This window comes from Leifsonia psychrotolerans, assembly GCF_013410665.1.
Lineage (GTDB): Bacteria > Actinomycetota > Actinomycetes > Actinomycetales > Microbacteriaceae > Cryobacterium > Cryobacterium psychrotolerans_A.
This window is the reverse complement of sequence record NZ_JACCFM010000001.1, coordinates 368,472-392,413: the sequence shown is the minus strand read 5'-3', so window position 1 is coordinate 392,413 and position 23,942 is coordinate 368,472. Positions and strand designations below refer to the sequence as shown.

Here is a 23,942-nt window from a genome sequence, read left to right as displayed (position 1 = left end):
TTCTTCTCGGCAAAAATTCCGCAAGCCACGAGACCACGGCGTCGCGATCTCGATTGGTCCCCCCTGATGTGAAACGATTCAACTTGTTCCTTCGAGAGAATAGCACAGCCGAGGACGGACACGCAGGATCGTGGCTTCCCCGCTGCGCCGGCCTTGTGGCGCGGCGCAGCGGACGGTTCTCAGATCGGGTTAGAGGCGACGCGTGAGCCGGGCCGTGCGGCCGCGGGCCAGAAGCAGTGCGCCGAGGCCGCCCAGCAGAGCGAGCAGCATCAGGCCGGCGATCGGACCGGCTGATGAGCCAGTGGCTGCCAGCGACTGCGGGGGCGTCGCCGCGGGTGGCGCGGGCGGTGCGGGCGGTGCGGACGGCACACTGACGCCAGTGACGGTCACGACCGCGGTGGCGACCAAAGGATCGCCCTCGACCGTCTGTACCGTGGCCGTGATCGTACGCGGCCCGACGCTCGAGAACGTCATGATTCCCGTCGTCGGGTCAATCACATCGCCGGGCACGCTACTCGTGACGGTCGGGTTGCAATCGTCGCATTCGCCGCCACCGAGCAGGGTGTAACCGAATGCGTTTCCGTACCGGTCTGTGGCGCTCAGGTATGCCGTCGACGTTCCGCCGAGAGTGACACTGCTCGGCGACACGGCCAGACTGATCTGCCCCGGGTAGTTCGAATGCGTCACCTCGATGGGAACGGAAATGCTCACCACCGGATCATCGCGCAGCGCTGCCGTGACGAGCCGGGTGCCGGCGATTTCCGCGACCAAGAGAGTGTCAAAGCCGGAGCCAAGGAACGAGTCGTCGGGGTTGGCGCTACTGAAGTCCACCAGGTCGCTGATGTCGGCGTCGTTGCCCCCGGGAGACGTGTCCAGTGCGGTGACCGCCGTATGACCGGCCTGTGCCGGGCCGGGGCTGCCGCTGTAGGTCAGACCGATGTTCGTGATTCCCGCTGCCACCCACTGGGCGTGAAAGGTACCCCAGTAGCCAACCGTCGAGAGCGCTGTCTCGGTTCTGAGCTGCGAGCCCGATCCGTCTTGCTCGGAATTCCACTCGGCGATGGCGGCATGGACGCGAGCGAAGGTGGGGAGCGACATCCCTGCGGCCTCCAGCGTCGGGGCGAAGACCGTGACCTCTTCGAGCAGTCCGGCCGGTGTGTTCGTCCAGAACCTCAGCGTGAAGTTGTTTCCGGTGACAGCCTGCGCTGGGCCCACGTTCGCTGTAATCGTGCCCTGGTTATCGATCGTCTGCGCTCCCGAGACCGTGAAGGGGCCGCCGGCAGAGACAATCGAACCGCGGGTGCCCACCGTGACGATGGAGTACGGCTGCATCGTCAGATCCGAATAAAGCTGCAGGATACCGTTAATGTTAATCCTCGAGGAGCGCATATTCGTGCTGCCAAGGAGGGTCAGTGTGGTGCCGGGCGTGACGGTGAAGTCTCGTGTCATGAGCACGTAGCCCGCAAGATCGATGGACACATCGCGGTCGATCACCAGATCTTCCTGATAGGCATAGACGTCCGCGGTGAGGGTGATCGAATCAGTGCCCGGGCTGAGAGCCAACTTCAGGTCATCGAGTGTGCTCACCGTTGCAGCCTGGGCCATAACCGGGAACCCGCCGAAGGTGAGCAGCACCGTCGTCGCGATCAGTGCGCCGACGAACCATGCGCGAGCGGGCCTGGTGCGGAGAGCCATGCGGGACGACATCATTGACCACTTTCCGAGTACTGTCAGTACGCGCGGGTGAGGTGTCCGGCGTAAGGCACGAATTCGAACGTTACACCATAATGTGGCTTTGCTGATCGTGACGTTCACAATCAAACACGGAATTCATCTCGTCAGGCCTCTACGTCATCCAGTGGAAGGGCGGCCTGGCCGCATACGAATTCTGAGTCGTGTGCAGGGGCTGGGTATGCCGCTGCCGTGGCGAGGTTCTCGTGCGCAACACTGGTCGGCGTTGACGTGCGCAGTGCGCAGAGAAGCCGTCTACCGGGCGGTGCAGTACGCGTGCTGGAAAGCGGTCACCTCGAAATCGCGCGTGAGCGTCGCCTGCGCCCTCAGTTTCTGATCTGATTCACCCCAGACCGCCTCGTACGCTGTGACGATCCTCTCCGACCAGACGCTCATCCCACTGCCAGGCATCTCGGCCGACACCGCGTGCATCAACGTCTCAGCGGCGCTCATGTCGGCCGAATCGTCGGGAGGAGGCGCCGAGAAGTCGACGGAGATGTTGCACACACTGGTCAGCGCTTCATCGACATGTGACGAGTTCTTCACTGCTTGGAGCTCGGCGTCGCGGGAAGCGGCGATCGCGGCGTCCCGGAGTCCGTCGTCCACCAACGACTGCGCTTTGAGCTTGAGGCCCCCTGCTCCCCCGGTCAGCTCGCCGGAGTGGGAGACAAACCATCGGGCGATGGATCGTCCTGCCGTACTCGTCGAACCGGTGCAGCCGGTGAGGAGCAGCGCGGGGACCAGCACAACAATGACCATGGCTGTCGGGGTGCGGGATGTGAAAGAAGACATCGGCTACCACCTCACGCACCGTCGTTGGCGCTACGACCCAGAGTCCTCGCCCCAGGCACTCGTGTCAACGGCATGCCTGTGCCGATGGCGAGGAGTTGTGCTCACCGCTCACCCGCGCTAAAGCGGATGCGCTCCGTGCCGGCGCTGGACACGTCGGCACGATCGAATTGGAGTCCGTCGACACCGTGCGCGCCGTGCTGGAGACGAACTTCTTCAGCGTCGTCACGCTGACGAAGGCAGCCTTCCCGCATCTGCGCGCGGCCAACGGGAGGTTGATCACTGTATCCAGCGTCGGTGGCGCGGTCGGCCAACCGCTCAACGAGGCCTACTGCGCCGCCAAGTTCGCCGTCGAGAGTTTTTTGGAGTCGCTGACCCCGGTGGCCGCGACCGTCGGTGGCATCCGCATCGTCGCTGTCAAACGTGTGGCTCTGAACGGTGCCGCAGTGCAGACGATGACCGATGCGTGGGTGCGCGCCGGAACGCCGGCGGCGGGAGCTCCGGCCTAGCCGATCCGCCACCGCCTCGGCTCCTGACCGGCTACTGAGGCGCCGTCCGGGCAAACACCACCAGTGACGTGCCACCTGAGCCCTGCTCGGGTGGGCCGGAGCCGTGTTCCGAGTCGAATGCTCGGAGTGAGCATCCGATCAGCAGATCGCCGTCGAACTTGAGCTCCGCCTCGCGGGTTTCCTCGAGGAGCTGCTCGAGGGTGCGTCCGCCGCGCGCCTCCACCTCGGCTCGGCGCGCACCGAGCAGGGCCACGAGCACCGGATCGTTGGGGGCTGTGCGCACACTGAGCAACTCACCCCGCCCCGCCCCGGCCGCGGTGAGCTTGGATTCACTCCCCCGGCGCAACCGGATGAGCTGCACGATATTGATCACCGAGAGTGCCGCGTTCAGCCCGACGCTCGGCCAGATCGCGAGTGGCGCGTTGTAGATGATGGCGAGCACGCACCCGATCAGGTTGAATATTCGCAGCCGCGTCATGTGGGTTTGCAGCAGGGAGAACACCACCAGGGCGCTGCCGATCCAGCCGAATACGGCCCAGAGCATGTCGCCGTTCATGAAGTGAAGCCTAGTCAGCGCGAGAATTCGGCGAACTGCGCGGGGTGTGCTCGTGCCCGCTCCGGTGAAGCAGGCTACGAGTGAGCTGAACCCCGACCAACGCTACCCAGCTCACGGCGAAGAGCAGACTCAGCGCAACTGACACTGCGAGGTCGGGGGTACTGTTCCACCATGTCGCCTCGACGAGAGGTGCCTGTGTTCGGCTTGGCACGACGATAAGAGCGAAATAGAAAGTTGTGATTGTTATCACGGTGCCGATAATGATCGCGAGCCACCGTGCGTGGCGCGAGCGCCGCGACCGTGCGTTCGCGAAGATGATCCAGGCGACCATCATCAGTTGCAATATTGGGAGCCCGATCATGATGAATGGTGCCGCGGCAACGAGCGGGTCTACCGCGGACGGGGCGACTCGGGTGCCGACGATCTTGTGCATCAGCGCCTCGGTGAATCGCGAGAGTTTGTTTTGGTCGGTACCGAGGCCGTAATTGCTGAGCACGACGACGCCGAGGCCGACGGACGGCGCGAAGGCGAGGTAGGACACCGATCGCTCGGTGCTGCCGGAATGCTCCCACAGCGTTGGAAGGCTCGGGTCGGTGCTGTTCGCGTCGTAGTCGTGCAGCTCCCAGAACGGGCGCACGTACCACCCACTGGCGTATTGGCTGTATTGGTTGACTCGAGTGAGGGGGTCACGGGCATCGGCAAGTATCGCGGTACCGATTCCCGATGGCTGACCCAATTGCACCTGTAGAAGGTGGGTGAGGTCGCTGGCAGTAGAGGTAATGAATGCGGAGGGAGCACCCATCGGCCACATCGCCCCCGGCGTTACTGCGGGAACGATCCCGAACCAGTTGTAGTAGCCGGCAGCCAATCCGTTCGAGCGGGCGAGTGCGAGGTCACTCGTGGTTGAGGTGAGGCCAAGGGGCTGAACGACGAGGGATTGGAGGGCATCCTCGAACGACCGCCCGGTGGAGTGTTCAATGATCGCGCCGAGCAACGTGTAGTTGGCGTTCGAGTATACAAAACGCTCACCCGGCTTCGCGATTGGCTCTCCCTGCAGAATGCGACGGCTCTCGTCCCGGATTGAGGTAACAGCCGGCCAAGGGTCAAACTCCTCACGACCCGCGCGTTCGCTAATCCCTGAGGTGTGGCTGAGCAGTTGAGCGACCGTCACCGTCGAAAACAGGCTTTCAGCGCTCCCCAGCTGCGGCAGAAGAGCACCGACGGTGTCGCGAAGAGCGAGATGTCGCTGCGAAATAAGCTGATGAACCGCTAAGGCAGTGAATTGTTTGGATGTTGACCCGAGCGCGAATGGCGTTGTGAGCGTAACCGCAGGCCCACCGGGAGAAACCTCCCCATAGGTTCCCTCGAACGCGACCGAACCGTGAGTGAGAACGACAACGGCTAGTCCAGGAAGCCCGAGGTCTACACGTTCCTTGTGTACGAAGCTGTCGAGGCTGGAAGGAGTTGCCCACTTCGCAGACTCGGCACCAGCCGGACTCGGTGGCGTGAGGAGTACGGCGGCCATCGCCAGAATCACGCCCGTGACTACCAGCGAGCGTGCAAACTTTTCCGTCCATAGATGCTGTCCGACTGTGGATCGCATAGTGAAATGATAGTTATCAGGCGACGGGTTCGAAAGGCATGTAGGCAGCTGCCGGATACTGCACAACGCGGACACGATCGTTTTCGGAGACCACGGAATCGAGACCGGGGTTGCTCACGACCGGGTCGATTTTCATGCCCTGAAAATGGGCCCGCCCCGCCGCCGTACACGAGCCGAAACGGGCCCGTCCTCCTGCTGGAACGAGAACTTCTCTCCACGCACCCCGACGAGGTCAATGTCCTCGCCAGGTATATCTAGAGCGCGAGAATCTCGAGAAAGGTCTGCTCGGTGACGATTTCAACCGACAGTCCGTCAACGGCGAGTTCCTTGGCCCGTTGAATCTTCGGGCTCAGCCCGTTCTGAGGCCCATGCTGCTCCCCGCGAAAACTTGCCGGAGAGGTGACAGTGCGCCGTCGCGTCCGCGATGCGACGGCGACCGGTGCGGGAAGCGATTCCCAGCCTGTGGGATGCGGCATCCATCGTGAGGCCCGGGTTCATGAATCGCAGCATCGGATCCCAGATGCGTTACGTGGGCCGCATCGGTTCGCCTCTCACCTCCTCAGCTTCGTTCCGTGCATTGTCGTAGATCAGGGAGAACGCTGCGATATCGACCTGGAGCCGATGCTCGAGGTTGGAGCCCCCGGGGTACTGCGATGGGCGCACTACACGAGAGCGATATCGCGTCCGGATGCGGTCCGGTTTCCTGCCCGAAGTGGGGAGCTGAAAACTCGACCGGCTGCGGGCAACCGACCTGTCAGGCTTGCCCGTGCAGAGCCAATATCTCCTCGATCCCCATCGTGATGTAGTGCGCCATTGTGGGCAGCGCATGCCCGCGTTCACCCGGGATCGACGATCGGGTTGGCCCTTCGGCCCAGCCGCCCGGCCACTCGAGGCGCTGAGTGCCGGTGCCCTCTGAGACCGTCAGAGTGACGCCCGGTTGAATCGCAGGGCGCAGCGCTTTCTCCGCCAGCCCGGCCACCCCGCACTCGAGCGCAACGAACACATCGACGGCATGGGTGTCATCGGTCGTGAAATCAACCGAGGGGTTCTCCCGCTCCCCGCCGATCAACACCCGCACACGACCATCAGGCGTCTCGTTGACCTCGTACGTTGTCGAGGACGGGGCGCCGAAAATGATCCAGTGGCCGAGGGGATCACAACGGATCGGGTGGGCGCGCGAATACGACTCCTGGTGCCGCTGCACCAGCTCGAAGGCACGGGTCCCCATCAGACGGGGAGAGAACTTCGGCGCGGTTTCGGTCATGGCCCAAGCCTACAAGCGAGCATGCTCGCGCACTCTCGCGGGGCATTTGCTGGGCATCCTCGAACATCACCAGCGAATTGCCACGTGGCCCCCGATCAGTGCCGCCGCACTCAGTCCGAGGTAGACGACCGGTCTAATACCTGATACTTTTTACTCATGCCCACCCAAGCCGACAGTCGCCGAAGCATTCTCGATGCCGGACAGCGCACCGTCGCCCACAAGGGATGGGCTGCTGTCGGCCTCACTGAGATCCTCACCGTCGCCGGCGTGCCGAAAGGCTCGTTCTACTACTACTTCGACTCCAAAGACGCGTTCGGCGAGGCGATGCTCGGGGAGTACTTCACCGAGTATCTCGCCGAGATGGATGAGATCTTCGCCCAGACCGACCTCGATGCCGGCACGCGACTGATGCAGTACTGGGAGAGCTGGCGTTCGACGCAGAGCCTCGACGACTGCCAGGGCAAATGCTTGGCCGTCAAGCTCGGCGCCGAGGTCGCCGATCTCTCCGAAACACTCCGCCTCGCGCTGAAAAATGGGACGACCGGCATCACTGATCGTATTCAGTCCCTGATCGACATGGGTCTCGACGACGGCTCGGTGTCGATTGACTCCGCTGCCGACGTCACCGCGCAAACGCTCTACAATCTCTGGCTCGGCGCCAGTGTCATGGCCAAGATTCAACGGGACATTTCCCCGATGGACAGCGCTTTGGCCCTGACACGACACCTGCTCCAGCGCTAAACACTTCCTCGGGCCCCACCGGCACCCCAGGTTCACATCAGCGAATAGTCGACCGGTCAACTAAGGAGTTTCACAATGAAGGTTCTCATGGTCCTCACCTCCCACGACGAGCTCGGCAACACCGGCAAGAAGACCGGGTTCTGGCTCGACGAGCTCGCCGCCCCGTACTACCGCTTCGTCGAAGCCGGCGCCGACATCACCCTCGCCTCGCCGAAGGGCGGCCAGCCGCCCCTGGACCCGACGAGCAACGAGCCGGTGAACCAGACCGAGCAGACACGCCGTTTCGAAGCGGATCCCGAGGCCAAGCAGGCGCTCGCGACCACCGTTCGCCTCGACTCGGTTGACGCCGCGGACTTCGACACCGTCTTCTACCCCGGCGGACATGGGCCCCTGTGGGACCTCGCCGAAGACAAGGACTCCGTCGCCCTGATCGAGACCTTCATCCGCAGCGGCAAGCCCGTCGCCCTCGTTTGCCACGCCCCCGGTGTTCTCCGTCATGTGCGCGCTGAAGACGGCACCCCTCTCGTCGCCGGCCGTCAGGTCACCGGCTTCACCAACTCCGAAGAGGAGGGCGTTCAGCTGACCGACATCGTCCCGTTCCTGGTCGAGGACGAGCTCATCAAGCTTGGCGCCGACTACTCCAAAATCGGCGACTGGCAGTCCTACGTCGTCGAGGATGGTCTGCTGATCACCGGTCAGAACCCGGCATCGTCCGCTGCAGCCGCCGACGCCCTCCTCCTGAAGGTTGCGGCGCTGAGCGCATGAGTGCCTGCGTCATCCTGCTCTGGGAACGGGTCACTGACCGGGCGGAACGTTGAGTGTTATAAGCGACGCTCTTCGCCCACAGTGTTGCCGCCGTCGACGACGATCGTCTGGCCGGTGACATAGCCGGCACCGGGCGAAGCGAGCCAGGCGATCGCGGAGGCAACCTCATCGGGGGTCCCGCTGCGCCCAGCAGGAACGTGGGCCCCCTCATCCGCTTCCTTCGGCAGTTGCGAGCCCGTCGCGATCCACCCCGGCGCCACAGCGTTTGCGGTAATTCCTCGACTGGCCTCATCCACGGCCAGTGCGCGCGTGAGCCCGGTCAGCCCGGCCTTTGCCGCAGCATAGGCGATATCGCCGCGGGAAGCCATGAGCGGGCCGCTCACACTGGACACCGTAATGATGCGGCCCCAGCCGGTTTCACGCATGTAACCGATGACCGCCTGGGTGGCATGGAAAGCCGTCGAGAGATTCACGGCGATCCCCCGGTTCCACTCATCCGCACTCATCCCGATGTCGCCCTGCGCGATTTCCGTGTCGCCCACCGACACCATCCCGGCGTTGTTCACCAGAATCGTCGGCGCGAGCGCGAGCTGCTGAAGTCCCGCCGAGAGCGCCCGTGTGCCCTGGTCCGAATCAAGACTGCAGACGATCCCGTCCGCGGTGATGCCGAGTTCTCTCAGCTCGGCGGTCCGCTCGTGAACACGCTGGGTCGTCGAGGTGATCACGATCTGCGCCCCCAGCTCCCCCAGCATTCGGGCGGCAGCGAAACCGATCCCGGTGTCGCTGCCGGCCCCGGTGACGAGGGCCGTGCGTCCTTCGAGCGACCACACGGCGGGAAGAAGAGGAGGAGTCATCGCCCCATGCTATCCACCCCTCACCTCCCTGCCCCGAACGTGATGCGACCAAACGGGGCACAGCGACCCCGCGAGTCGGCCTCCCTCACGGGGAAGGTCTACTCTCAGCTTCCCCGTACGAGGGCCCCCCTCAACGCGGCATTCGGCACCGCGCAAATTCGATCGTAAGAAAGCGCGGGCGGTAGTTGTTCGCGTTGGCCACAACGTCGGAGTGTTGCTCGCTGTTGACGTTGTACGAGACCACGAGCTCCCCACGGTCGCTGATGGCAGGGTGAGCCGCAACGTTGTAGGGAGCCACGATGTGTGCCGAGGCTGCTTCGGGTGCCGTGTAGACAACGGTGCGGTCGGTGAATGGGCCCGAGGGCGACGAGGAGACCGCAACCTCGACGGTGTGCTCGGCGAAGGCACCAAACGTGGTCGTTGTGCTCAAAACGTAGGTGCCACGCATCCGAGTCACACTGTACGACGCGCCGACGTTTGAGGCGATCGGCGTCGCAGCTGCTTCGTTGGCCACCCAGCTTCCGGCGGCCCAGAACTCCCACGCCCCGCCTACCAGGTGCCCTTTCGCGACGCGAGCGACGTATGCTGCGCCGTCCTTCTGTCCATAGATATAGACCATGCCGCCTTGTTTGACCAGTTCAACGCCCCAGTGCACTCCACCCGGGGCGCCGTAGCTCGGCGTGATCGACTCGACGGCGAACTCCGCGTCGTACGTGACGATGTCGCTGCCGAGCCAGCCGAAATTCCACGGCGGCACGCCATCGTTCAGTCCGGTGCGCGCCTGAAACACACGGAGCTTGCCGCCATCGAGGATTCCATCCTCATTCCAATACCAGGGATCACCGCCCTCCGACTGCGGCGGCGAGACGATGGATTCCGGCGCCTCCTGGGTGCCTCCGGTCACGGTCGTGTCAGGCAGACCGTCCCGCCCGCCCAGCACGACGGTGCCATGCAGGAAGCGGGCCTCGGCCCCGATCTGCTCGTCGGTGACCGGTCCGAGAAAGGTGTCGTTCATGAGCCAGGCAATGCTGCGGTCTGCAAGTTCGACCGAATACACTCCGTCGGATGCCGCCCAACCGCCGTTATTCTGCCAGCCACCACCCGAGTTGCCGAACTCGCGAAAGGCCTCCGTGTACTCGGTATTGAGGGTGGCTCCGACGGGTTTGATCGATGCTCCTCCGAGGGGGTCACACGAGATGCGCCCTCGGGAGAGCGCGTCGTCGGAGCGTGGTGCGGCGTAGGCCGGCGGCGCGATCAGCGCGGTCAGCGCGAGGCCGGCGACCAGTGCAGCGGGCAAGATAGTTCTGCGGGTATTGCGTGAACGCATGCGAGATTCCTCTGTTCGACTGTCATTAGGATGTGCCACCGGTCCATGGCACCAATATGCCAACACGATGGAGGAACTCCTGTCAACCATTTTGAGAAGTCGAACAATTTTCCATATTTGCGGACTTTTGTGTTGACTTTATTTCATCCATGCGATTGTGTTATCTCGTCATCGCATCGATGCACACGTCTCAATGAGGAGAGAACGATGAAACGAACCCGACTCACCGCAGGGCTCTCGGCTGGGCTCCTCGCGGTGTCCCTTGCCGCGTGTTCCTCCAACCCAGGTGCCCCCGCGGCCGGCACCGCAGACGATCCGCGCCAACTTTCGTTCTACATGGACAAGGCAGGGTGGCAAGAGAGCTTCGACGACATGAACACCGTCTCGCGGGCCGAGGGCGCGGTGCTCGATGTGGTGACGGCCCCCGGTTCTGACGCCGCGGCCTACGACAGTTTTGTCAAGCAAGCCCTGCAGACCAAAGAGAAGCCTGACCTCTTTACCTGGCACACCGGTGGGCAGCTCAAGGCACTCGTTGAACAGGGTGTCGTGGCCGAAACAAGCGATATTTGGGCCAAGGCAGAGGCAGCCGGCTACGTTCCGAAGGGTCTCAAAGACAACTACACCTTTGACGGCAAGCAATACTGCGTGCCCTTGAACGTCGTCTACTGGGGCGTGTACTACAACAAGCACGTCTTCGCCGAGCACGGAGTCGAGGTACCGACGACCTATCAGGAACTGATGTCTGCATCAGCCACGTTGAAAGCCGCCGGGGTGACGCCGTTCTTCCAGATGAATTTCATTTTCGAATTCGCCATGTTCCAGGCGCTGCTCGCTGGCGAGTCCCCCGACGTCTACGCCGGCCTCGCGGATGGCACGAGCTCGTTCACCGATCCCGCCGTTCTGAGTGCAGGAGCGGAGTGGCAGCGACTCTTCGATGAGGGCTACTTCACCGATCCGGGCCTCCAGACCGACCCGCAGACCCTGCTCTCCACGGGTGAAGTCGCCATGGAGTACCTCGGTACGTTCATGACCGGCCAGTTGAATAGCATCGACCAGGTCTCGGGCGAGGACTACGGCGTCTTCATCTTTCCGAGCATGAATGCCGATGCCGAGCAGCAGCTGGTGCTCGAGAGCGGTCCGTTGTGCGTCTCGAAGGGTGCCGCGAACGAGGCTGCCGCGTTGGAGTACAGCGCCTGGTGGATGAGTGACACCGCCCAGCAGGCGTGGGCGGATTCCCGCGGAGACGTCTCATTCAATCCGAACGTCACCGTGAACGACCCCGAGCTGCAGGGCATCGTCGACGCGCTCGGCAAGGCACGAATCCAGCAGCGATTCCAAGAGATGGTGCCGCTCTCGGTCTACAACCGCTCGACGGAGGTCTTTGGTGAGTTTGTAACCAACGGTGGCGATCTAACCCCGGGACTCCAGTCACTGCAAGACGTAGCCGATGCCGGCTAGCCAAACATCCACAGGTCACGGCTCAACGCCGAGCACCCTCTCCGGGAGCCGAGTTTCGGCTCCCGGAGGGGCAACCGACGACAGGGAGCTCTCTCCCTCGGCCTCCATGCGACGTGCGGGCCGAGGCTCCTCAGCCGCGTCGGCACCGGCTCAGAAACCGACCCGGCGGTACGCTCGATCGGCCACAGGGTTCGCCGCGCCAGCGATCGTTGCCGTCTCACTGCTGTTGTACCTGCCCTTTCTCTGGACCGGATACCTGAGCTTCACCGAGTACAGCGGATTCGGTACCCCCCGCTGGGTGGGTTTCGACAAGTATGTGCAGGTCTTCCAAGACCCGGGGTTTTTCAATTCCACTCTCAACACGATCTATTGGGTGGTGGGCACACTCGTTCTTCCGGTTGGCCTCGGGCTGCTGATCGCTGTTCTTGCCTACGGGCTGCGCGGGGCATTCTGGTATCGGCTCCCGTTCCTTATCCCCTTTGCCATCTCGGGGGTAGCGGTCGGTGTGATTTGGAGCTTCATCCTGCAGCATGGCGGGGCAGCCGACCAAGTCCTGGCCGTGTTCGGAGTGACCGATCCCCCGCGATGGCTGCTCGATGCCCCGCTCAACACGGTCGTGATGATCGCCGCCGCTGCCTGGCAGGGCGTGGGGGTCAATGCGCTGCTGTTCACCGTTGGCCTGCAGTCGATTCCGCACGAACCGCTTGAAGCGGCTCGGCTCGACGGAGCATCCGGTTGGCGGATGTTCACCGCGATCATCTGGCCGATGCTGCGACCGCTGACAACCGTCGTCGTCGGGCTGGCGATCGTGGGTTCGCTCAAACAATTCGACATAATCTTCGCCATGACGCGGGGCGGACCTGGCCGGTCGTCGGAGACGCTCGCCCTGACGATGTACAAGGACACCTTCAATGACTCCGACTACGGACTCGGCGCCGCAATCGCCATTCTGCTCACGATCGTGACCGTCGCCGCGTCGGTGCTGTATCTGCGTCGTCAGCTCTCTGATTCCGAGGAGGCCGCTCGTGGCTGATCGCATCCGCAAAATCGTGCTGGTCACGCTGGGCCTGCTCTGGCTTGCGCCGATGTACCTCATCGTCATCAACGCTGCGAAGACGCAAGACCAGTATGGGACGACAAATGTGTGGTCACCGGCCGGGCTCTCGGGGCTCGTCGGCAACATCACCGAAGCGTGGACCCGCGGGAACATATCCGAGGCGGTCTGGTCGTCAACCCTGTACGCGATCACCGCGCCACTGATCGCCGTCGTGATTGGTGCGGCGGCCGGCTTCGCGATCGTGGTGCTGCGTCTGCGCCACGGATTCGGCTGGTTCGTGTTCATCTTCAGTTCGACGGTGTTTCCGCTGCAGATCCTGCTCCTGCCCCTGTTCGTCGGATACGTCGCTTTCGACCTGTACGACAGCCGACTCGGCATGATCCTCGTCTACACCGCCATCTCGATCCCCTTTTCGGCGTTTGTCATGCGCAATTTCTTCGCCGGCATCGCGCTCAGCGTTTTTGAAGCAGCCGTCGTTGACGGCGCAAGTTCCTGGCGTATCTTCTGGCGGATCCACCTCCCCCTGTCGGTACCGGCGCTCGTCGCCGTCTTCATCCTGCAGGCCACGCTCATCTGGAACGATTTGCTGCTCGGGATGACGCTCTCCAAATCTGCTGACATTCGACCACTGATGGGCTCACTCGCTGCGCTGCAAGGCAATTACGGAGGCTCGACTGCTCCGGTTCTCCTTGCAGGCGGCCTGATCGTCTCGATTCCGACCATCGCCCTCTTTTTATTCGCCCAACGCGCTTTTGGGCGCGGATTGGCCCTGGGACAGTACTAATGCCACGTCACGACGATCTGCCTGAAGACACCATGTCCCGAGGAGGACCATTGCGCACGACCCATCAATCCATCGAAATCCGGGTCGACCGATTCGTGCGCGAGCGTCTCGTGCCCGCCGTCGAGATCGAACACAACCCGGTGCTCGTTGAAGTATGGGAGGCTCCGGGCGAACCCGTTCCATTCGCCGAGGCCCGCACACAGTCATACGCACCGATCGCGCGCGGCCGCCGATGGGGGCGGCCGTGGGGCACAATCTGGTTGCGCGTTCGAGGCACGGTGCCGCCGAGCTGGGGTCCCTCTGAGGGCGCCATTGAGCTGATCATCGACCCGGGCTTTATCGGTGACTCGGCCGGGTTTCAGGTCGAAGCGCTCGTCTACGACCCTTCCGGGCGCACCATCAAAGGCATCGAGCCCCGAAACGACTACGTGCGTGTGCATGCGCAGGCGGGTGAGTCCTTTGAGTTCTATGTAGAAGCGGCGGCGAATCCCAACATCATTGGCGAGGAAACCTTCGCACCGACCACGCTCGGACGCCTCGAGTCTGCCTCGAATGAGCCCCTGTACCGGTTGGGTCGAATCGAGTTGGTGCGACGCAGCGTGCAGGTGTGGGAACTCATCCAAGACGTCGAGACGGTTCGTGGTCTGGCCCACGAGCTTCCGTCCGACTCGGCGCGACGGGCACAGCTCTATGCTGCGCTGGATGACGCGGTTGATGCCGTCGAACCCGATGCTGTCCACGACACCGTCGCGGCGGGTCGAGAGGCACTGCGCGGCGTGCTGGCTGCGCCCGCCGCGCAGAGCGCACACCGGGTCTTTGCCGTCGGTCACGCCCACCTCGACTCAGCCTGGCTCTGGCCGACCCGAGAGACTGTGCGCAAGTGCGCACGCACGTTCTCCAACGTTCTCGATCTCATGGACGCCGATCCCGCGCTCATCTTCGCGTGTTCGTCCGCGCAACAATTTGTGTGGGTGCAGGATCACTATCCGGAGCTGTTCGAGCGTATTCGTGCGCGCGTCGCCGACGGTCGTTTCGTGCCGGTGGGGAGCATGTGGGTCGAATCCGACACCAACCTGCCGGGCGCCGAGGCGCTCGTGCGCCAATTCGTCGAGGGTAAGCGGTTTTTCCTTGAGGAGTTCGGCATTGAAACGACCGAGGTGTGGCTTCCGGATTCTTTTGGTTACACGGCCGCGCTTCCGCAGATCGCCCGGGCCGCAGGCGCTCATTCCTTCCTCACCCAAAAGCTCTCCTGGAATGAGGTCAACGCCTTTCCCCACCATTCCTTTCAGTGGGAGGGCATCGACGGCACTCGAATCTTCGCTCACATGCCGCCCGTGGACACCTACAACTCAATGCTCACTCAGTCCGAACTCGCGCATACCGCCAGCACCTTTACCGAGAAGGGCAGAGCGGATGTCTCACTGGTTCCGTTCGGCTTCGGCGATGGGGGCGGCGGGCCGACCCGAGAGATGATGGCTGCGGCGAGACGGGCAGCTTCTCTCGAAGGATCGCCCGTGGTTCGGTTCGCGTCGCCCTCGGAGTTTTTCGCTGAGGCGGAGGCCCAACTCGAGCATCCGCCCGTTTGGGTCGGCGAGCTCTATCTCGAGAGCCACCGCGGGGTTTACGCGTCGCAAGCACGCACCAAACGAGGCAACCGAACAAGCGAGGCGCTGCTTCATGAAGCGGAGCTCTGGGCGGCAACGGCAGCGGTGCGCATCGGCGCACCGTATCCGGCCGCTCTCTTGCGTAGCGCCTGGCGCACGGTGCTTCTCAATCAGTTTCACGACATCCTGCCTGGCTCATCCATCGGATGGGTGTACGACCAGACCGAGGAGGAGTACCGGCAGGTCGCCGCGACAGCCGAAGAGATCATCGGCACTGCATTCGCGGCCCTGGGCCAGGCCGCAGCCGCGAGCGACCTCCGTGCGAATTCCGGCCCATTCCAGGTGGACGGTGTGCCCGCTCACGCGATAGCGGTCGCCCGCACCGTGGGCGACGTGACAGTGGAATCGGTTGGCGATGACTACGTTCTTGCCAATGGACTCATTCGGGCTCGAATCGACCGGGCGGGTCACCTACGCTCTCTGGTCGATCTCGCATCGGGGCGCGAGTTGATCCCGGCCGGTGAGCGCGGCGGCGTACTCCAGCTCTTCACCGATGTCCCCCGACGCTTTGACGCCTGGGATGTGGACGTCGAGTACCGGCGCAGCCAGGTTGACCTCGATGAGCTCGAGCGCATCGAGGTGGTTACACTCAGCCCGGAGCTCGTGACGATCGAAGTCGAGCGCACATTTGGCCGCTCCCGCGTCGTGCAGACTCTCTCGCTCGGCGCGGGCCGGGCGGCCCTCGATCTGCAGACGACGGTGAACTGGCACGAGCGGCAGAAGATGCTGAAGCTCTCCTTCCCGGTGGATGTGCACACGAGCTCGGCGAAGTCAGAGATTCAGTTCGGCCACATCGAGCGGGCGACCCACACCAATACCAGCTGGGATGAAGCCCGGTTCGAGACCGTGGCTCATCGTTGGGTGCACGTGGCCGACCGCCGTAGCGGGCTCGGCGTGGTCAACGACGCGGTCTACGGGCACGACGTCACCCGGCAGGCCCGTGCGGGGGGAGGAACGTTCTCCGTTGTTCGCCAAACTCTGCTCAAGGCCCCGCTGTTTCCCGATCCCGAGGCCGACCAGGGTGAGCACGTTTTTCGGACGACGCTTGTGCCCGGCACGCTCGATGATGCGATTCGTGAGGGATACCGGCTGCAGTATCCGCTGCGCCCGGCCGCCGCGTCGCCCGGCGCTTCGCCCGCGGCGAGCGCAGCGTCGGCTGTTGCGGTGGAACCTCTCGTCACGAGCGACAGCGCGGGCGTCGTTGTGGAGACGGTCAAACTGGCCGACGATGGATCGGGCGACGTCGTGGTGCGGCTGTACGAATCGCTGGGCGAGCAAGCCCACGCCCGCGTGCGAGCCAATTTCACCGCGGCAGAGCCGATCGAGACGGATCTGCTGGAGCGTGCAGTCACACCGAGCGCCGTCGTCGAGACCGTCGCTGGCGCGGCGCTGCTCAGCCTGCGCCCGTTTCAGCTCGTCACCCTCCGATTTGGTCGTCTCGGCGGCGCGTCATGAACGCCACGCACGCCGGCCCAATCGAGCTGCGCTCCAGTGCGCTGGATGCGGCTTGGATTCGTGGGGCCGTCGAGATCGAACGTGTCGACGGCACCCTCACCCCGCACCGGCTGCCCGGCTGGGCGCGCCGACGTGTGAACGATCCGTTCATGGTTGGCACGTCGGCGGAGGCAGCCGGCATCCGGCTGGCGGTGCGCACCGCGGCCACCGTCATTGAGATCGACTTTGACGGCACCCGGATGGTAGAGAACGAACAGGTGGACATCCAGCCGGGGACATGGCAGCTGGTCGAGGCAGGGCATGTCGTCGAGACGGCCCAGGCGGCATCGAAGGGGCGTTATGTCTTCTCCTTCGATGCCCCCACCGGGCTGCGCATCCCAGCGCACACTCCATCCACGGTGCGCTTTGACACCCAGGCAACGGGGGGCGAGCGAGACCTTGAGATCTGGTTGCCGTACACCGACGCCGTACGCCTGCGAGCGTTGCGCGCGGATGCGCCGGTCGCGGCGTCCGAGCGCCCTGCGCAGCGGCCGAAGTGGGTGCACTACGGAAGTTCGATTAGTCACGGATACCAGGCCACGGCACCCACGGGCACCTGGCCCGCCGTGGCCGCGTTGAGCTCGGATGTCGAGCTGACGAGCCTCGCATTCGCGGGCGGCGCCATGCTTGACCCTTTTGTCGCCCGCGTCATTCGTGACCAGCCGGCCGATCTAATCAGCATCAAAGTGGGGATCAACCTCGTCAATAGCGACGTCATGCGGCTTCGCGCGTTCGGGCCCGCACTGCAGGGTTTTCTCGACACCATTCGTGAGGGGCATCCGCACACACCGATCGTGCTCGTGTCGCCGATCTGGTGCGAGCCCGTCGAAACCGTCAGCGGGCCGACCATCGAGATTGCGCGCAACGGCGGCAAATGGACCGTTGCGACGGGCACAGCAGCCGATGTTGCTGCGGGCAAGCTCTCGCTGCACGTGATCCGCCGAGAGATCGCCGCGGTCGTCGCGGAGCGTTCCGACTCGGATACGGCGCTGAGCTATGTCGACGGGCTGCGCCTCTATGGCGCCGAGGATGCCCGGCTCCTCCCGCTGCCCGACAACCTGCATCCGAGCCCCGAGGTACAAGAATTGATCGGGCGACGGTGGGCCGCGCTCGTCTTTGCCGAGCGGGCGAAAGGTGGCCAGACCAGTGGCAGCCGATAGGCTGGCCTCGCCGGCAGAACCGTCAGCGGGCGGAGCGGCGCCGAGCGTGGATCGCACTCGGTTCGAGAATGCGGTGCGCGCGAGTGCCGGTAGAGAATCGTCAGGAGGGCGCATGGCCAAGGGAGCAAACTTCCCGGTCATCGCTGCAATCAACGAGACCCTCCTACTCGATGTATTGCGCCGTGCGCCGGCGGGGCTCAGCCGAGTCGAGATGGCCCGCGAGACCGAGCTGTCGGCGCAAGCCGTCTCGAATGTGAGCCGCCGCCTCATCGACCGTGGTCTCTTGCGCGAGGTGGGCAACCGAGCCGTGCGCGGGCCGGGCAAACCCGCCACCATCCTGCAGTTGGATGCCGCGGGTGCGTACGCAATTGGCGTACACCTCGACCCGAGTGTGCTGACCTGTGTTCTCTTAGACCTGCGAGCACAGGTCGTGGCTCGAACGCGTCGCCGTCCTCCGCAATCCGGAGATGCGGGCGACACCGTGGAACTCGTCACGGAGGCAATCACCGAGCTGCTTGCGGCATCCGGTGTCCATCGTGATCGCATTGTGGGTATTGGGGTCGCCGGTCCGGGTCCCATCGACGCTGAAGCTGGTGTGCTGGTACGCCCCCGATTGGCGCCGGGGTGGACGGGGTTTCATTTGCCCGACCGGCTTCACGAGGCATTTGGCCTGCCAACCACGCTCACCAAAGACGTCACCGCTGCCGTGCTCGCCGAGGAGTGGACCAATCCCATCTCGGAACGGCAGAACACAGCGTTCATCTATTGGGGCACCGGTGTGGGCGTCGGACTCGTATTGGATGGAGCGGTGCACGCCGGGTCGTCCCAGAACGCCGGAGATGTCGGGCACTCGGTGGTTGACCCGACCGGGCCGCAATGCGTGTGCGGGCGACGCGGATGCTTTGGCGAGGTCATGCGGCCGTACCGGCTCGTGATCGACGCGCTGCAACGCGGGGCGATCCCGATGCCTCCTGAGCTGGCCGGACGTGCGGTCGACGACGACGTTCCGATTCGACTCGAGACGGTCGACAGTCTCTTTCATATCCTGGGTCAAAGCGCAGCTCTCGGCAACGAGGCGGCGCTGGCCGTGTTGGATCGCGCGGGACAGAGCCTGGCGCTGTATGTCGCCAATCTGATCGCGCTGCTCGATATCGACCAGGTCGTCTTCGGGGGCCCGTCGTGGCCAGCCGTGCAGGAGCACATGATGAAGTCCATTGCTCCGCTGCTCGCCGCCGCTGCCGAGGCGAGCGGCACGCAACCCGTCGCCCTCGTGTCGAGCTCGATCGGCGATGACGTGGCGGCCGTCGGTGCCGCGAGCCTGGTGATGGAACGCAACTTCTCGCCGCGGTACACGTTGCGCTGAGTGCTGAGCCCGCCAGCTGCGGCACGCGAGGAGGTCACCGCACCGTCGTGACCGGTGACGAAAAATTCGGGCGACGGATCTCACGATGCTGACTATCGTGGCGGTATGCCGATCCTCACTCCGAACGCCGACCAGCTCGCGGCTGCCCGCACCCTCCTGACTGCGGCTCAACAGAACCCGCGGACCGCCTGCGCCTCTCTGGGGACCGATCCAGCCGGAATCAAGGCCGAGCTTGAGGGGATGTCACCGACGTGGACCCATACTGCGCGGGTCGCCGTGCGCGGCGAGGACGTCGTGGGAGTGGTTGTTGTCGACAGCGATGAGGAGACCGGACGCAGCTTCATCCACGGTCCCTGGACGACGGATGAAAAAGCCTGGAAGCAGTGGGCTCGCCCCCTCATCGACGCCGCGATCGAGCAGACCTCACCCGGCATCGATGACCATGAGATCAGCGCGGACCCAGCCAACACGCGGATTGCCGCTCTCGCCCACACGCTGGGCTGGCACCGCAGCGCGGTCAATGTCGCCTACGTCATCCGAAGCGATCGGGCCTGGCCGCTGCCCGACGGAGCGGCAACGAGTGGCGTGCCACGTCACGCTACTTCGGCGGACCTCCCTGCGATCGCAAAGCTGCATACCGCGGCCTTTCCCGGCAGCTACGCCACTGCGCGTCAGCTTGTCGAGGACGACGAGCGCGTCACCCTGGTTCTCGCTCACGACACGGGGCCCGAGATCTTGGGCTATGCGTCGGCAGAGGTGCAGGCAGATGGGGCGGGGTACCTCGACTTCATCGCGATCGCCCCACAGTCTCGTGGAAACGGGCTGTCCAAGGTGCTTCTTGCTGCGATCGGACGGATGATCCTCACCGCGTCGGACACCGGCAGTCTGAGCCTGACGGTCAAGGCGGAGAACGCGCCGGCGATAGCCCTCTACGAGTCTTTCGGATTCACCCGCGACGGCGTGCTCGTCGGCTATCGCAGCGCGCCCTATCACGAGTGAGGATCCGTCCTCCCGCACCGTTCGGTGTGCTCTTCGGTACCACACGCCGCATGACCGGCCTTCTCCGCCACGTTCAAGAATCCTCACGACCGGTTCGGCGCAGGCTGGTCAGGGTCTGAGATTCGGGGTCTGCCGCTGTGCGTGCGCGGGGCCGCGCGGGGCCGAGTGGTGCGAGGCTGGTCTGTCGGGTGCGAGCAGCACGGAGGCCGTTGGCAATAACGATGACCTCGGCAACCTCGTGGACGAGAACCACGGCGGCGAGCCCGAGAGTGCCGGTGATCGCCAATGGCAGCAGAACGGTGATGATCGCCAGGGCGAGGGCGATGTTTTGGTTCATAATCCTCCGGCCCCGTTGTGCGTGCGCGAGGGCCCGCGGGATGAGGCGCAGATCGTGACCGGTAAACACGACATCGGCAGACTCGATGGCCGCGTCCGACCCGGTTGCGCCCATCGCGATGCCGACAGTGGCCGAGACCAAGGCGGGGGCATCGTTGATACCGTCACCAACCATGCCGGTGGGCGCGTGCTTCACCGATTCGGCGATTTCACTGGCTTTGTCTTCGGGCCGTAACTCGGCACGCACGTCAGCGATCCCGGCGATTTTCGCGAGGGCTCTCGCGGTGCGGATGTTGTCGCCGGTGAGCATCATGACCTCCACACCCTGGTCGCGGAGCGCGCTGATCGCTTCAGCCGTCTCGGGGCGGAGCTCATCGCGAACACCAATCGCGCCGACGATTTTCCCGTCGCGCGTGACCATGACGCAGGTCTGCCCGTCTTCTTCCATCCTCGCAACCTGGGTGGCGAGTTCCCCCCTCGGGGTGATCCAGCGGGGGCTGCCCACGGTGATCTCATGGTTATTGATACGGCCGGTGATGCCGTGGCCCGGTTCCTCACTCACCCCGGTGGCAGCAGGCGCGTCGGAGGTTGCGGCCGTAATGGCTGCTGCGGCAGTGATGGCTGCTGCAAGGGGGTGTGTGCTGTACTGCTCGAGTGCAGAGGCCCAGGCGAGCACCTCTTCACGGGACGCACCGGCGGTGGTCTCGACCGAGGTGACGGACGGTTGACTGCGGGTAAGCGTGCCCGTCTTGTCGACGGCGAGACGGCGCACGGTACCAAGACGTTCGAACGCTGCCCCGCTCTTGATGATGACCCCGAACCGGCTGGCGGCCCCGATCGCGGAGACGACTGTCACGGGCACCGCGATTGCGAGTGCACACGGGGAAGCCGCGACGAGCACGACCAGAGCGCGAGTGATCCAGGTCTCCGGGTCGCCGAACAGCGATCCGATTACGCCGACGAGCGCAGCAAGGATGAGCACGCCGGGTACCAGTGGGCGGGCGATGCGGTCGGCGAGGCGCGCGCGCTCACCTCGGTCTTGTTGCGCCTGTTCGACGAGGCCAACGAGAGTGGTCAGCGAGTTATCGGTGCCGTCGGCGGTGGCGGTAATTTCCAGTGCCCCGGAGGTGTTGATCGACCCCGCCGCGACATGATCGCCCGTGGTGACCTCAACGGGGATGGATTCCCCGGTGATCGCCGAGGTGTCCAGACTGCTCGCTCCCTGAGCGACAGTGCCGTCGGTCGCGATGCGTTCACCCGGCCGCACCCGCAGTACGTCACCGGCCCGCATCTCGCGGGCGGGAATCTCGACCGGGGTTCCGTCGCGGAGGATGGTCACGATCTCGGGAACGAGCGTGAGTAGGGAACGCAGGCCGGAACGGGCGCGATCCATCGCCTTGTCTTCGAGTGCCTCGGCGATGGAGTAGAGGAATGCCAGCGCCGCGGCCTCCTCGACGTACCCGAGGATCACCGCCCCAACGGGGCTGATCGTCATGAGCAGTGCGATTCCGATCTTGCCTGTGGTGAACAGCCCGCGCAACGCGCCGGGCGCGAACGTATACGCCCCCAGCACGAGTCCAGCCCAGAACAGCATCACTGCCACAGTTTCAGCGGATGGGCTCTCGCCAGCCGTCCACCCGGCGACCAGGCCCGTGAGGAAGAACACCCCCGAAGCCACGGGCATCAGGATCGCCGGATCACGCCACCAGGAGCGCTCGACCTCATCGTTCTCTGCGTCTGCGGCAGTGGGTTCCTCGCAGCACGCCGCGCTCACAGGGCCGCTCCCGAGCCCGAGGCATCGACAGTGACGTCGACAGTGGCATCGACAGTGGCATCGACAGTGGCATCGACAGTGGCATCGACAGTGGCATCGACAGTGGCATCGACAGTGGCATCGACAGTGGCATCGACAGTGGCGCAGCAACCCGGCAGTGTGCACGTCGGATCGATGCACGGAACCTGGCCATCGACCGCGAGGGTCACATCCACCAGCGCCATGAGCGCCGCCGTGAGGTGAGGGTCGGCGATCTCGTAGCGAGTCTTGCGTCCTTCGGTTTCAGCGACCACGATCCCGCATCCGCGTAGACAGGTCAAATGGTTCGACACGTTCGTGCGTGTCAGCTCCAACTCCCGCGCCAGCTCGGCCGGGTACCCGGGCCCCGCAAGTAGCGTCAACAGAATTCTTGACCGCGTTGGATCAGCCATCGCCCGACCTAACCGGTTCATCACATCGATCCGAGAAGCACTAGTCAGCATGCAGTGAACTATACAGTGGGTAGTGACCATTCAGTGAGGAGTGACCTGCTCGCAATCCGCTCCTGATTAGCACACCCACAATCAGAGGGCGAGCCGGGGTGAGCGATAGATGTGGTCGGCATGGAAGGATGCAGCGTCACATGAGCTGCAGCGTCGTCACACACGTCTGCACATCGTCGCCTGCCGTGGACAGGGTCGAGGTTGCCGTGCGGCCCTCATGCGTGACGCTGATACTCGCATCGATATCACGCGGAAGCCACATTCCCACGAATCCGTTGTCGAGGGTGCGCAGAGACTCATCGAACACTGTCTCACCTGACGTGATGCTCGTCACGGTCACCTCGACCTCGGTATTCCGCAGTTCTCCGATGCAACCGGTTGGGCTGTGGAAATAGCAATCATGCGTCTGCGACAGATACGGGGCCACGGAGATATAGACGATGTCTTCGGGAAGCGCGAGTTCCTCAGCGTGGCCGTGGCGATCAGTGAGTGTCACCTGATGCGCCGTGATCGATGTGGTCAGCCCGTCAGGCCGATCAGCCACTGGCAGTGCGTCGAGCGTCTCGACCACTTGGCGGGCATCAAGCCCCTCCAGGCCAAGCTCCGCGATCACCGACCCGCCGGCCTCCTGGGTCGTAGGCGCAGCGGCGGGCTGCGCTGCAGCGCAACCCGCGAGCAAAAGGACGGTGGCGAAGATCGCCGAAGCAACAGTGAAGATTCTGGGCTTACTCATTTGATTATCTCTTTCAGTCGAACACGTGGTGTGGTGCGCCAAGGCGCCAATGTCGAAATCCTCCTGCCACCCGACGCGGAAGGAGGAGGCGACCATCACGTACGACTGATCGACAGAAAAGTGAGTGACGGCACGAGAGGCGGTGCGAGACTTCGTGGGAAGACGGCGCGCAACAGGAGGCGACGCAAACGACTCAGGAAGGATCCACAGTGGGCCCGGGTTGCGACCATGCCGAACACGGCGATCATCACCATCCCGCACAGCAACATCAAACTGCCCCCAGAGCCCTGCTCACCAAGGTCAGGACAGGTCATCACCGAGCCGCAGCTGTCCACGGCAACCACCTCAGTGGCGGCTTTGGGTTCCACTGGCGGAGTACCGTGCATGCTCGAAATCGAGTGCATTCCGAGCAGGCACACGACAAGGAGGGCTAGAGCGCCGAAGAATAGAAGGCACTGAGCCAGTCGACGCAACGACACAACTGCCGTGGCGGACTCAC

20 protein-coding genes and 1 pseudogene are annotated in these 23,942 nt (G+C 64.1%); 10 read left to right on the top strand and 11 right to left on the bottom strand.

Annotation, left to right across the window (positions count from 1 at the left end):
• Positions 1–189: 189 nt before the first annotated feature.
• On the bottom strand, positions 190–1,695 hold the full coding sequence (locus HNR05_RS01795; RefSeq protein ID WP_179577460.1) for a hypothetical protein: 1,506 nt from the start codon (positions 1,693–1,695) through the stop codon (positions 190–192).
• Positions 1,696–1,986: 291 nt separating this feature from the next.
• Positions 1,987–2,523: a hypothetical protein gene (locus HNR05_RS01790; RefSeq protein WP_179577459.1), complete on the bottom strand. Its 537-nt coding sequence runs from the start codon at positions 2,521–2,523 to the stop codon at positions 1,987–1,989.
• 95 nt (positions 2,524–2,618) lie between these two features.
• Between HNR05_RS01790 and HNR05_RS01785 the strand changes: the two genes are divergently transcribed.
• Complete coding sequence (locus HNR05_RS01785; RefSeq protein WP_179577458.1) at positions 2,619–3,029, top strand: SDR family NAD(P)-dependent oxidoreductase; 411 nt, start codon at positions 2,619–2,621, stop codon at positions 3,027–3,029.
• A gap of 31 nt (positions 3,030–3,060) precedes the next feature.
• Here the strand turns inward: HNR05_RS01785 and HNR05_RS01780 are convergent, their stop codons facing one another.
• From HNR05_RS01780 to HNR05_RS01765, 4 genes are all read right to left on the bottom strand, one after another.
• Positions 3,061–3,585, bottom strand: coding sequence for a YgjV family protein (locus HNR05_RS01780; protein ID WP_179577457.1), 525 nt, complete (start codon positions 3,583–3,585; stop codon positions 3,061–3,063).
• A gap of 10 nt (positions 3,586–3,595) precedes the next feature.
• Positions 3,596–5,188 carry a serine hydrolase domain-containing protein gene (locus HNR05_RS01775; RefSeq protein ID WP_179577456.1) on the bottom strand — a complete coding sequence of 531 codons (1,593 nt, stop codon included), beginning with the start codon at positions 5,186–5,188 and terminating at the stop codon, positions 3,596–3,598.
• 254 nt (positions 5,189–5,442) lie between these two features.
• Positions 5,443–5,664 (bottom strand): hypothetical protein, encoded by a 222-nt coding sequence (locus tag HNR05_RS01770; protein WP_179577455.1) that lies wholly within the window; start codon positions 5,662–5,664, stop codon positions 5,443–5,445.
• Between the two features lie 278 nt (positions 5,665–5,942).
• A complete protein-coding gene (locus tag HNR05_RS01765) occupies positions 5,943–6,452 on the bottom strand; it encodes a hypothetical protein (protein WP_179577454.1) in 510 nt (169 codons plus the stop codon).
• 156 nt (positions 6,453–6,608) lie between these two features.
• On the opposite strand from HNR05_RS01765, the gene HNR05_RS01760 reads away from it, so the two are divergent.
• Together HNR05_RS01760 and HNR05_RS01755 are read left to right on the top strand one after the other, a co-directional pair.
• Complete coding sequence (locus tag HNR05_RS01760) at positions 6,609–7,193, top strand: TetR/AcrR family transcriptional regulator (RefSeq protein WP_179577453.1); 585 nt, start codon at positions 6,609–6,611, stop codon at positions 7,191–7,193.
• A 75-nt stretch (positions 7,194–7,268) separates the two neighbouring features.
• Positions 7,269–7,958 carry a type 1 glutamine amidotransferase domain-containing protein gene (locus HNR05_RS01755; protein WP_179577452.1) on the top strand — a complete coding sequence of 230 codons (690 nt, stop codon included), beginning with the start codon at positions 7,269–7,271 and terminating at the stop codon, positions 7,956–7,958.
• 56 nt (positions 7,959–8,014) lie between these two features.
• Here the strand turns inward: HNR05_RS01755 and HNR05_RS01750 are convergent, their stop codons facing one another.
• On the bottom strand, positions 8,015–8,812 hold the full coding sequence (locus HNR05_RS01750; RefSeq protein WP_179577451.1) for an SDR family oxidoreductase: 798 nt from the start codon (positions 8,810–8,812) through the stop codon (positions 8,015–8,017).
• A gap of 130 nt (positions 8,813–8,942) precedes the next feature.
• Positions 8,943–10,139 (bottom strand): DUF5005 domain-containing protein, encoded by a 1,197-nt coding sequence (locus HNR05_RS01745; RefSeq protein WP_179577450.1) that lies wholly within the window; start codon positions 10,137–10,139, stop codon positions 8,943–8,945.
• A gap of 207 nt (positions 10,140–10,346) precedes the next feature.
• Here HNR05_RS01745 and HNR05_RS01740 point away from each other — a divergent pair, with 207 nt between their 5' ends.
• The 7 genes from HNR05_RS01740 (at position 10,347) to HNR05_RS01710 (ending at position 20,118) form a co-directional block, all read left to right on the top strand.
• Positions 10,347–11,597, top strand: a complete 1,251-nt coding sequence (locus tag HNR05_RS01740; protein WP_179577449.1) for an ABC transporter substrate-binding protein — start codon at positions 10,347–10,349, stop codon at positions 11,595–11,597.
• Positions 11,598–11,703: 106 nt separating this feature from the next.
• Entirely contained in the window at positions 11,704–12,630 is a 927-nt protein-coding gene (locus HNR05_RS01735) for a carbohydrate ABC transporter permease (RefSeq protein ID WP_179577448.1), read from the top strand.
• Positions 12,623–13,438 (top strand): carbohydrate ABC transporter permease, encoded by an 816-nt coding sequence (locus tag HNR05_RS01730; protein WP_343062420.1) that lies wholly within the window; start codon positions 12,623–12,625, stop codon positions 13,436–13,438. The genes HNR05_RS01735 and HNR05_RS01730 overlap by 8 nt, the downstream gene beginning before the upstream one ends.
• A 50-nt stretch (positions 13,439–13,488) precedes the next feature.
• Positions 13,489–16,557, top strand: coding sequence for an alpha-mannosidase (locus tag HNR05_RS01725; protein ID WP_246318327.1), 3,069 nt, complete (start codon positions 13,489–13,491; stop codon positions 16,555–16,557).
• Positions 16,554–17,756 (top strand): GDSL-type esterase/lipase family protein, encoded by a 1,203-nt coding sequence (locus HNR05_RS01720; protein WP_179577447.1) that lies wholly within the window; start codon positions 16,554–16,556, stop codon positions 17,754–17,756. Before HNR05_RS01725 ends, HNR05_RS01720 begins: the two co-directional genes overlap by 4 nt.
• 112 nt (positions 17,757–17,868) lie before the next feature.
• Complete coding sequence (locus tag HNR05_RS01715) at positions 17,869–19,119, top strand: ROK family transcriptional regulator (protein ID WP_179577446.1); 1,251 nt, start codon at positions 17,869–17,871, stop codon at positions 19,117–19,119.
• 105 nt (positions 19,120–19,224) lie between these two features.
• Positions 19,225–20,118 (top strand): GNAT family N-acetyltransferase, encoded by an 894-nt coding sequence (locus HNR05_RS01710; protein ID WP_179577445.1) that lies wholly within the window; start codon positions 19,225–19,227, stop codon positions 20,116–20,118.
• Between the two features lie 73 nt (positions 20,119–20,191).
• Here the strand turns inward: HNR05_RS01710 and HNR05_RS01705 are convergent, their stop codons facing one another.
• The 3 genes and pseudogenes from HNR05_RS01705 to HNR05_RS01695 form a co-directional block, all read right to left on the bottom strand.
• Positions 20,192–22,228 (bottom strand): heavy metal translocating P-type ATPase, encoded by a 2,037-nt coding sequence (locus HNR05_RS01705; RefSeq protein ID WP_179577444.1) that lies wholly within the window; start codon positions 22,226–22,228, stop codon positions 20,192–20,194.
• A 140-nt stretch (positions 22,229–22,368) separates the two neighbouring features.
• Positions 22,369–22,710: pseudogene (gene cmtR / locus HNR05_RS01700) on the bottom strand (Cd(II)/Pb(II)-sensing metalloregulatory transcriptional regulator CmtR); the annotation flags it as partial.
• 136 nt (positions 22,711–22,846) lie between these two features.
• Positions 22,847–23,443: a CueP family metal-binding protein gene (locus tag HNR05_RS01695; RefSeq protein WP_179577442.1), complete on the bottom strand. Its 597-nt coding sequence runs from the start codon at positions 23,441–23,443 to the stop codon at positions 22,847–22,849.
• Positions 23,444–23,942: the final 499 nt, after the last annotated feature.

Excerpts from the sequence above, each read along its gene's own strand:
- HNR05_RS01795 (WP_179577460.1), bottom strand. The coding sequence starts at position 1,695 with ATGGCTCTCCGCACCAGGCCCGCTCGCGCATGGTTCGTCGGCGCACTG.
- HNR05_RS01790 (WP_179577459.1), bottom strand. The coding sequence starts at position 2,523 with ATGTCTTCTTTCACATCCCGCACCCCGACAGCCATGGTCATTGTTGTG.
- HNR05_RS01780 (WP_179577457.1), bottom strand. The coding sequence starts at position 3,585 with ATGAACGGCGACATGCTCTGGGCCGTATTCGGCTGGATCGGCAGCGCC.
- HNR05_RS01775 (WP_179577456.1), bottom strand. The coding sequence starts at position 5,188 with ATGCGATCCACAGTCGGACAGCATCTATGGACGGAAAAGTTTGCACGC.
- HNR05_RS01770 (WP_179577455.1), bottom strand. The coding sequence starts at position 5,664 with ATGCCGCATCCCACAGGCTGGGAATCGCTTCCCGCACCGGTCGCCGTC.
- HNR05_RS01765 (WP_179577454.1), bottom strand. The coding sequence starts at position 6,452 with ATGACCGAAACCGCGCCGAAGTTCTCTCCCCGTCTGATGGGGACCCGT.
- HNR05_RS01760 (WP_179577453.1), top strand. The coding sequence starts at position 6,609 with ATGCCCACCCAAGCCGACAGTCGCCGAAGCATTCTCGATGCCGGACAG.
- HNR05_RS01755 (WP_179577452.1), top strand. The coding sequence starts at position 7,269 with ATGAAGGTTCTCATGGTCCTCACCTCCCACGACGAGCTCGGCAACACC.
- HNR05_RS01750 (WP_179577451.1), bottom strand. The coding sequence starts at position 8,812 with ATGACTCCTCCTCTTCTTCCCGCCGTGTGGTCGCTCGAAGGACGCACG.
- HNR05_RS01745 (WP_179577450.1), bottom strand. The coding sequence starts at position 10,139 with ATGCGTTCACGCAATACCCGCAGAACTATCTTGCCCGCTGCACTGGTC.
- HNR05_RS01740 (WP_179577449.1), top strand. The coding sequence starts at position 10,347 with ATGAAACGAACCCGACTCACCGCAGGGCTCTCGGCTGGGCTCCTCGCG.
- HNR05_RS01735 (WP_179577448.1), top strand. The coding sequence starts at position 11,704 with ATGCGACGTGCGGGCCGAGGCTCCTCAGCCGCGTCGGCACCGGCTCAG.
- HNR05_RS01720 (WP_179577447.1), top strand. The coding sequence starts at position 16,554 with ATGAACGCCACGCACGCCGGCCCAATCGAGCTGCGCTCCAGTGCGCTG.
- HNR05_RS01715 (WP_179577446.1), top strand. The coding sequence starts at position 17,869 with ATGGCCAAGGGAGCAAACTTCCCGGTCATCGCTGCAATCAACGAGACC.
- HNR05_RS01710 (WP_179577445.1), top strand. The coding sequence starts at position 19,225 with ATGCCGATCCTCACTCCGAACGCCGACCAGCTCGCGGCTGCCCGCACC.
- HNR05_RS01695 (WP_179577442.1), bottom strand. The coding sequence starts at position 23,443 with ATGAGTAAGCCCAGAATCTTCACTGTTGCTTCGGCGATCTTCGCCACC.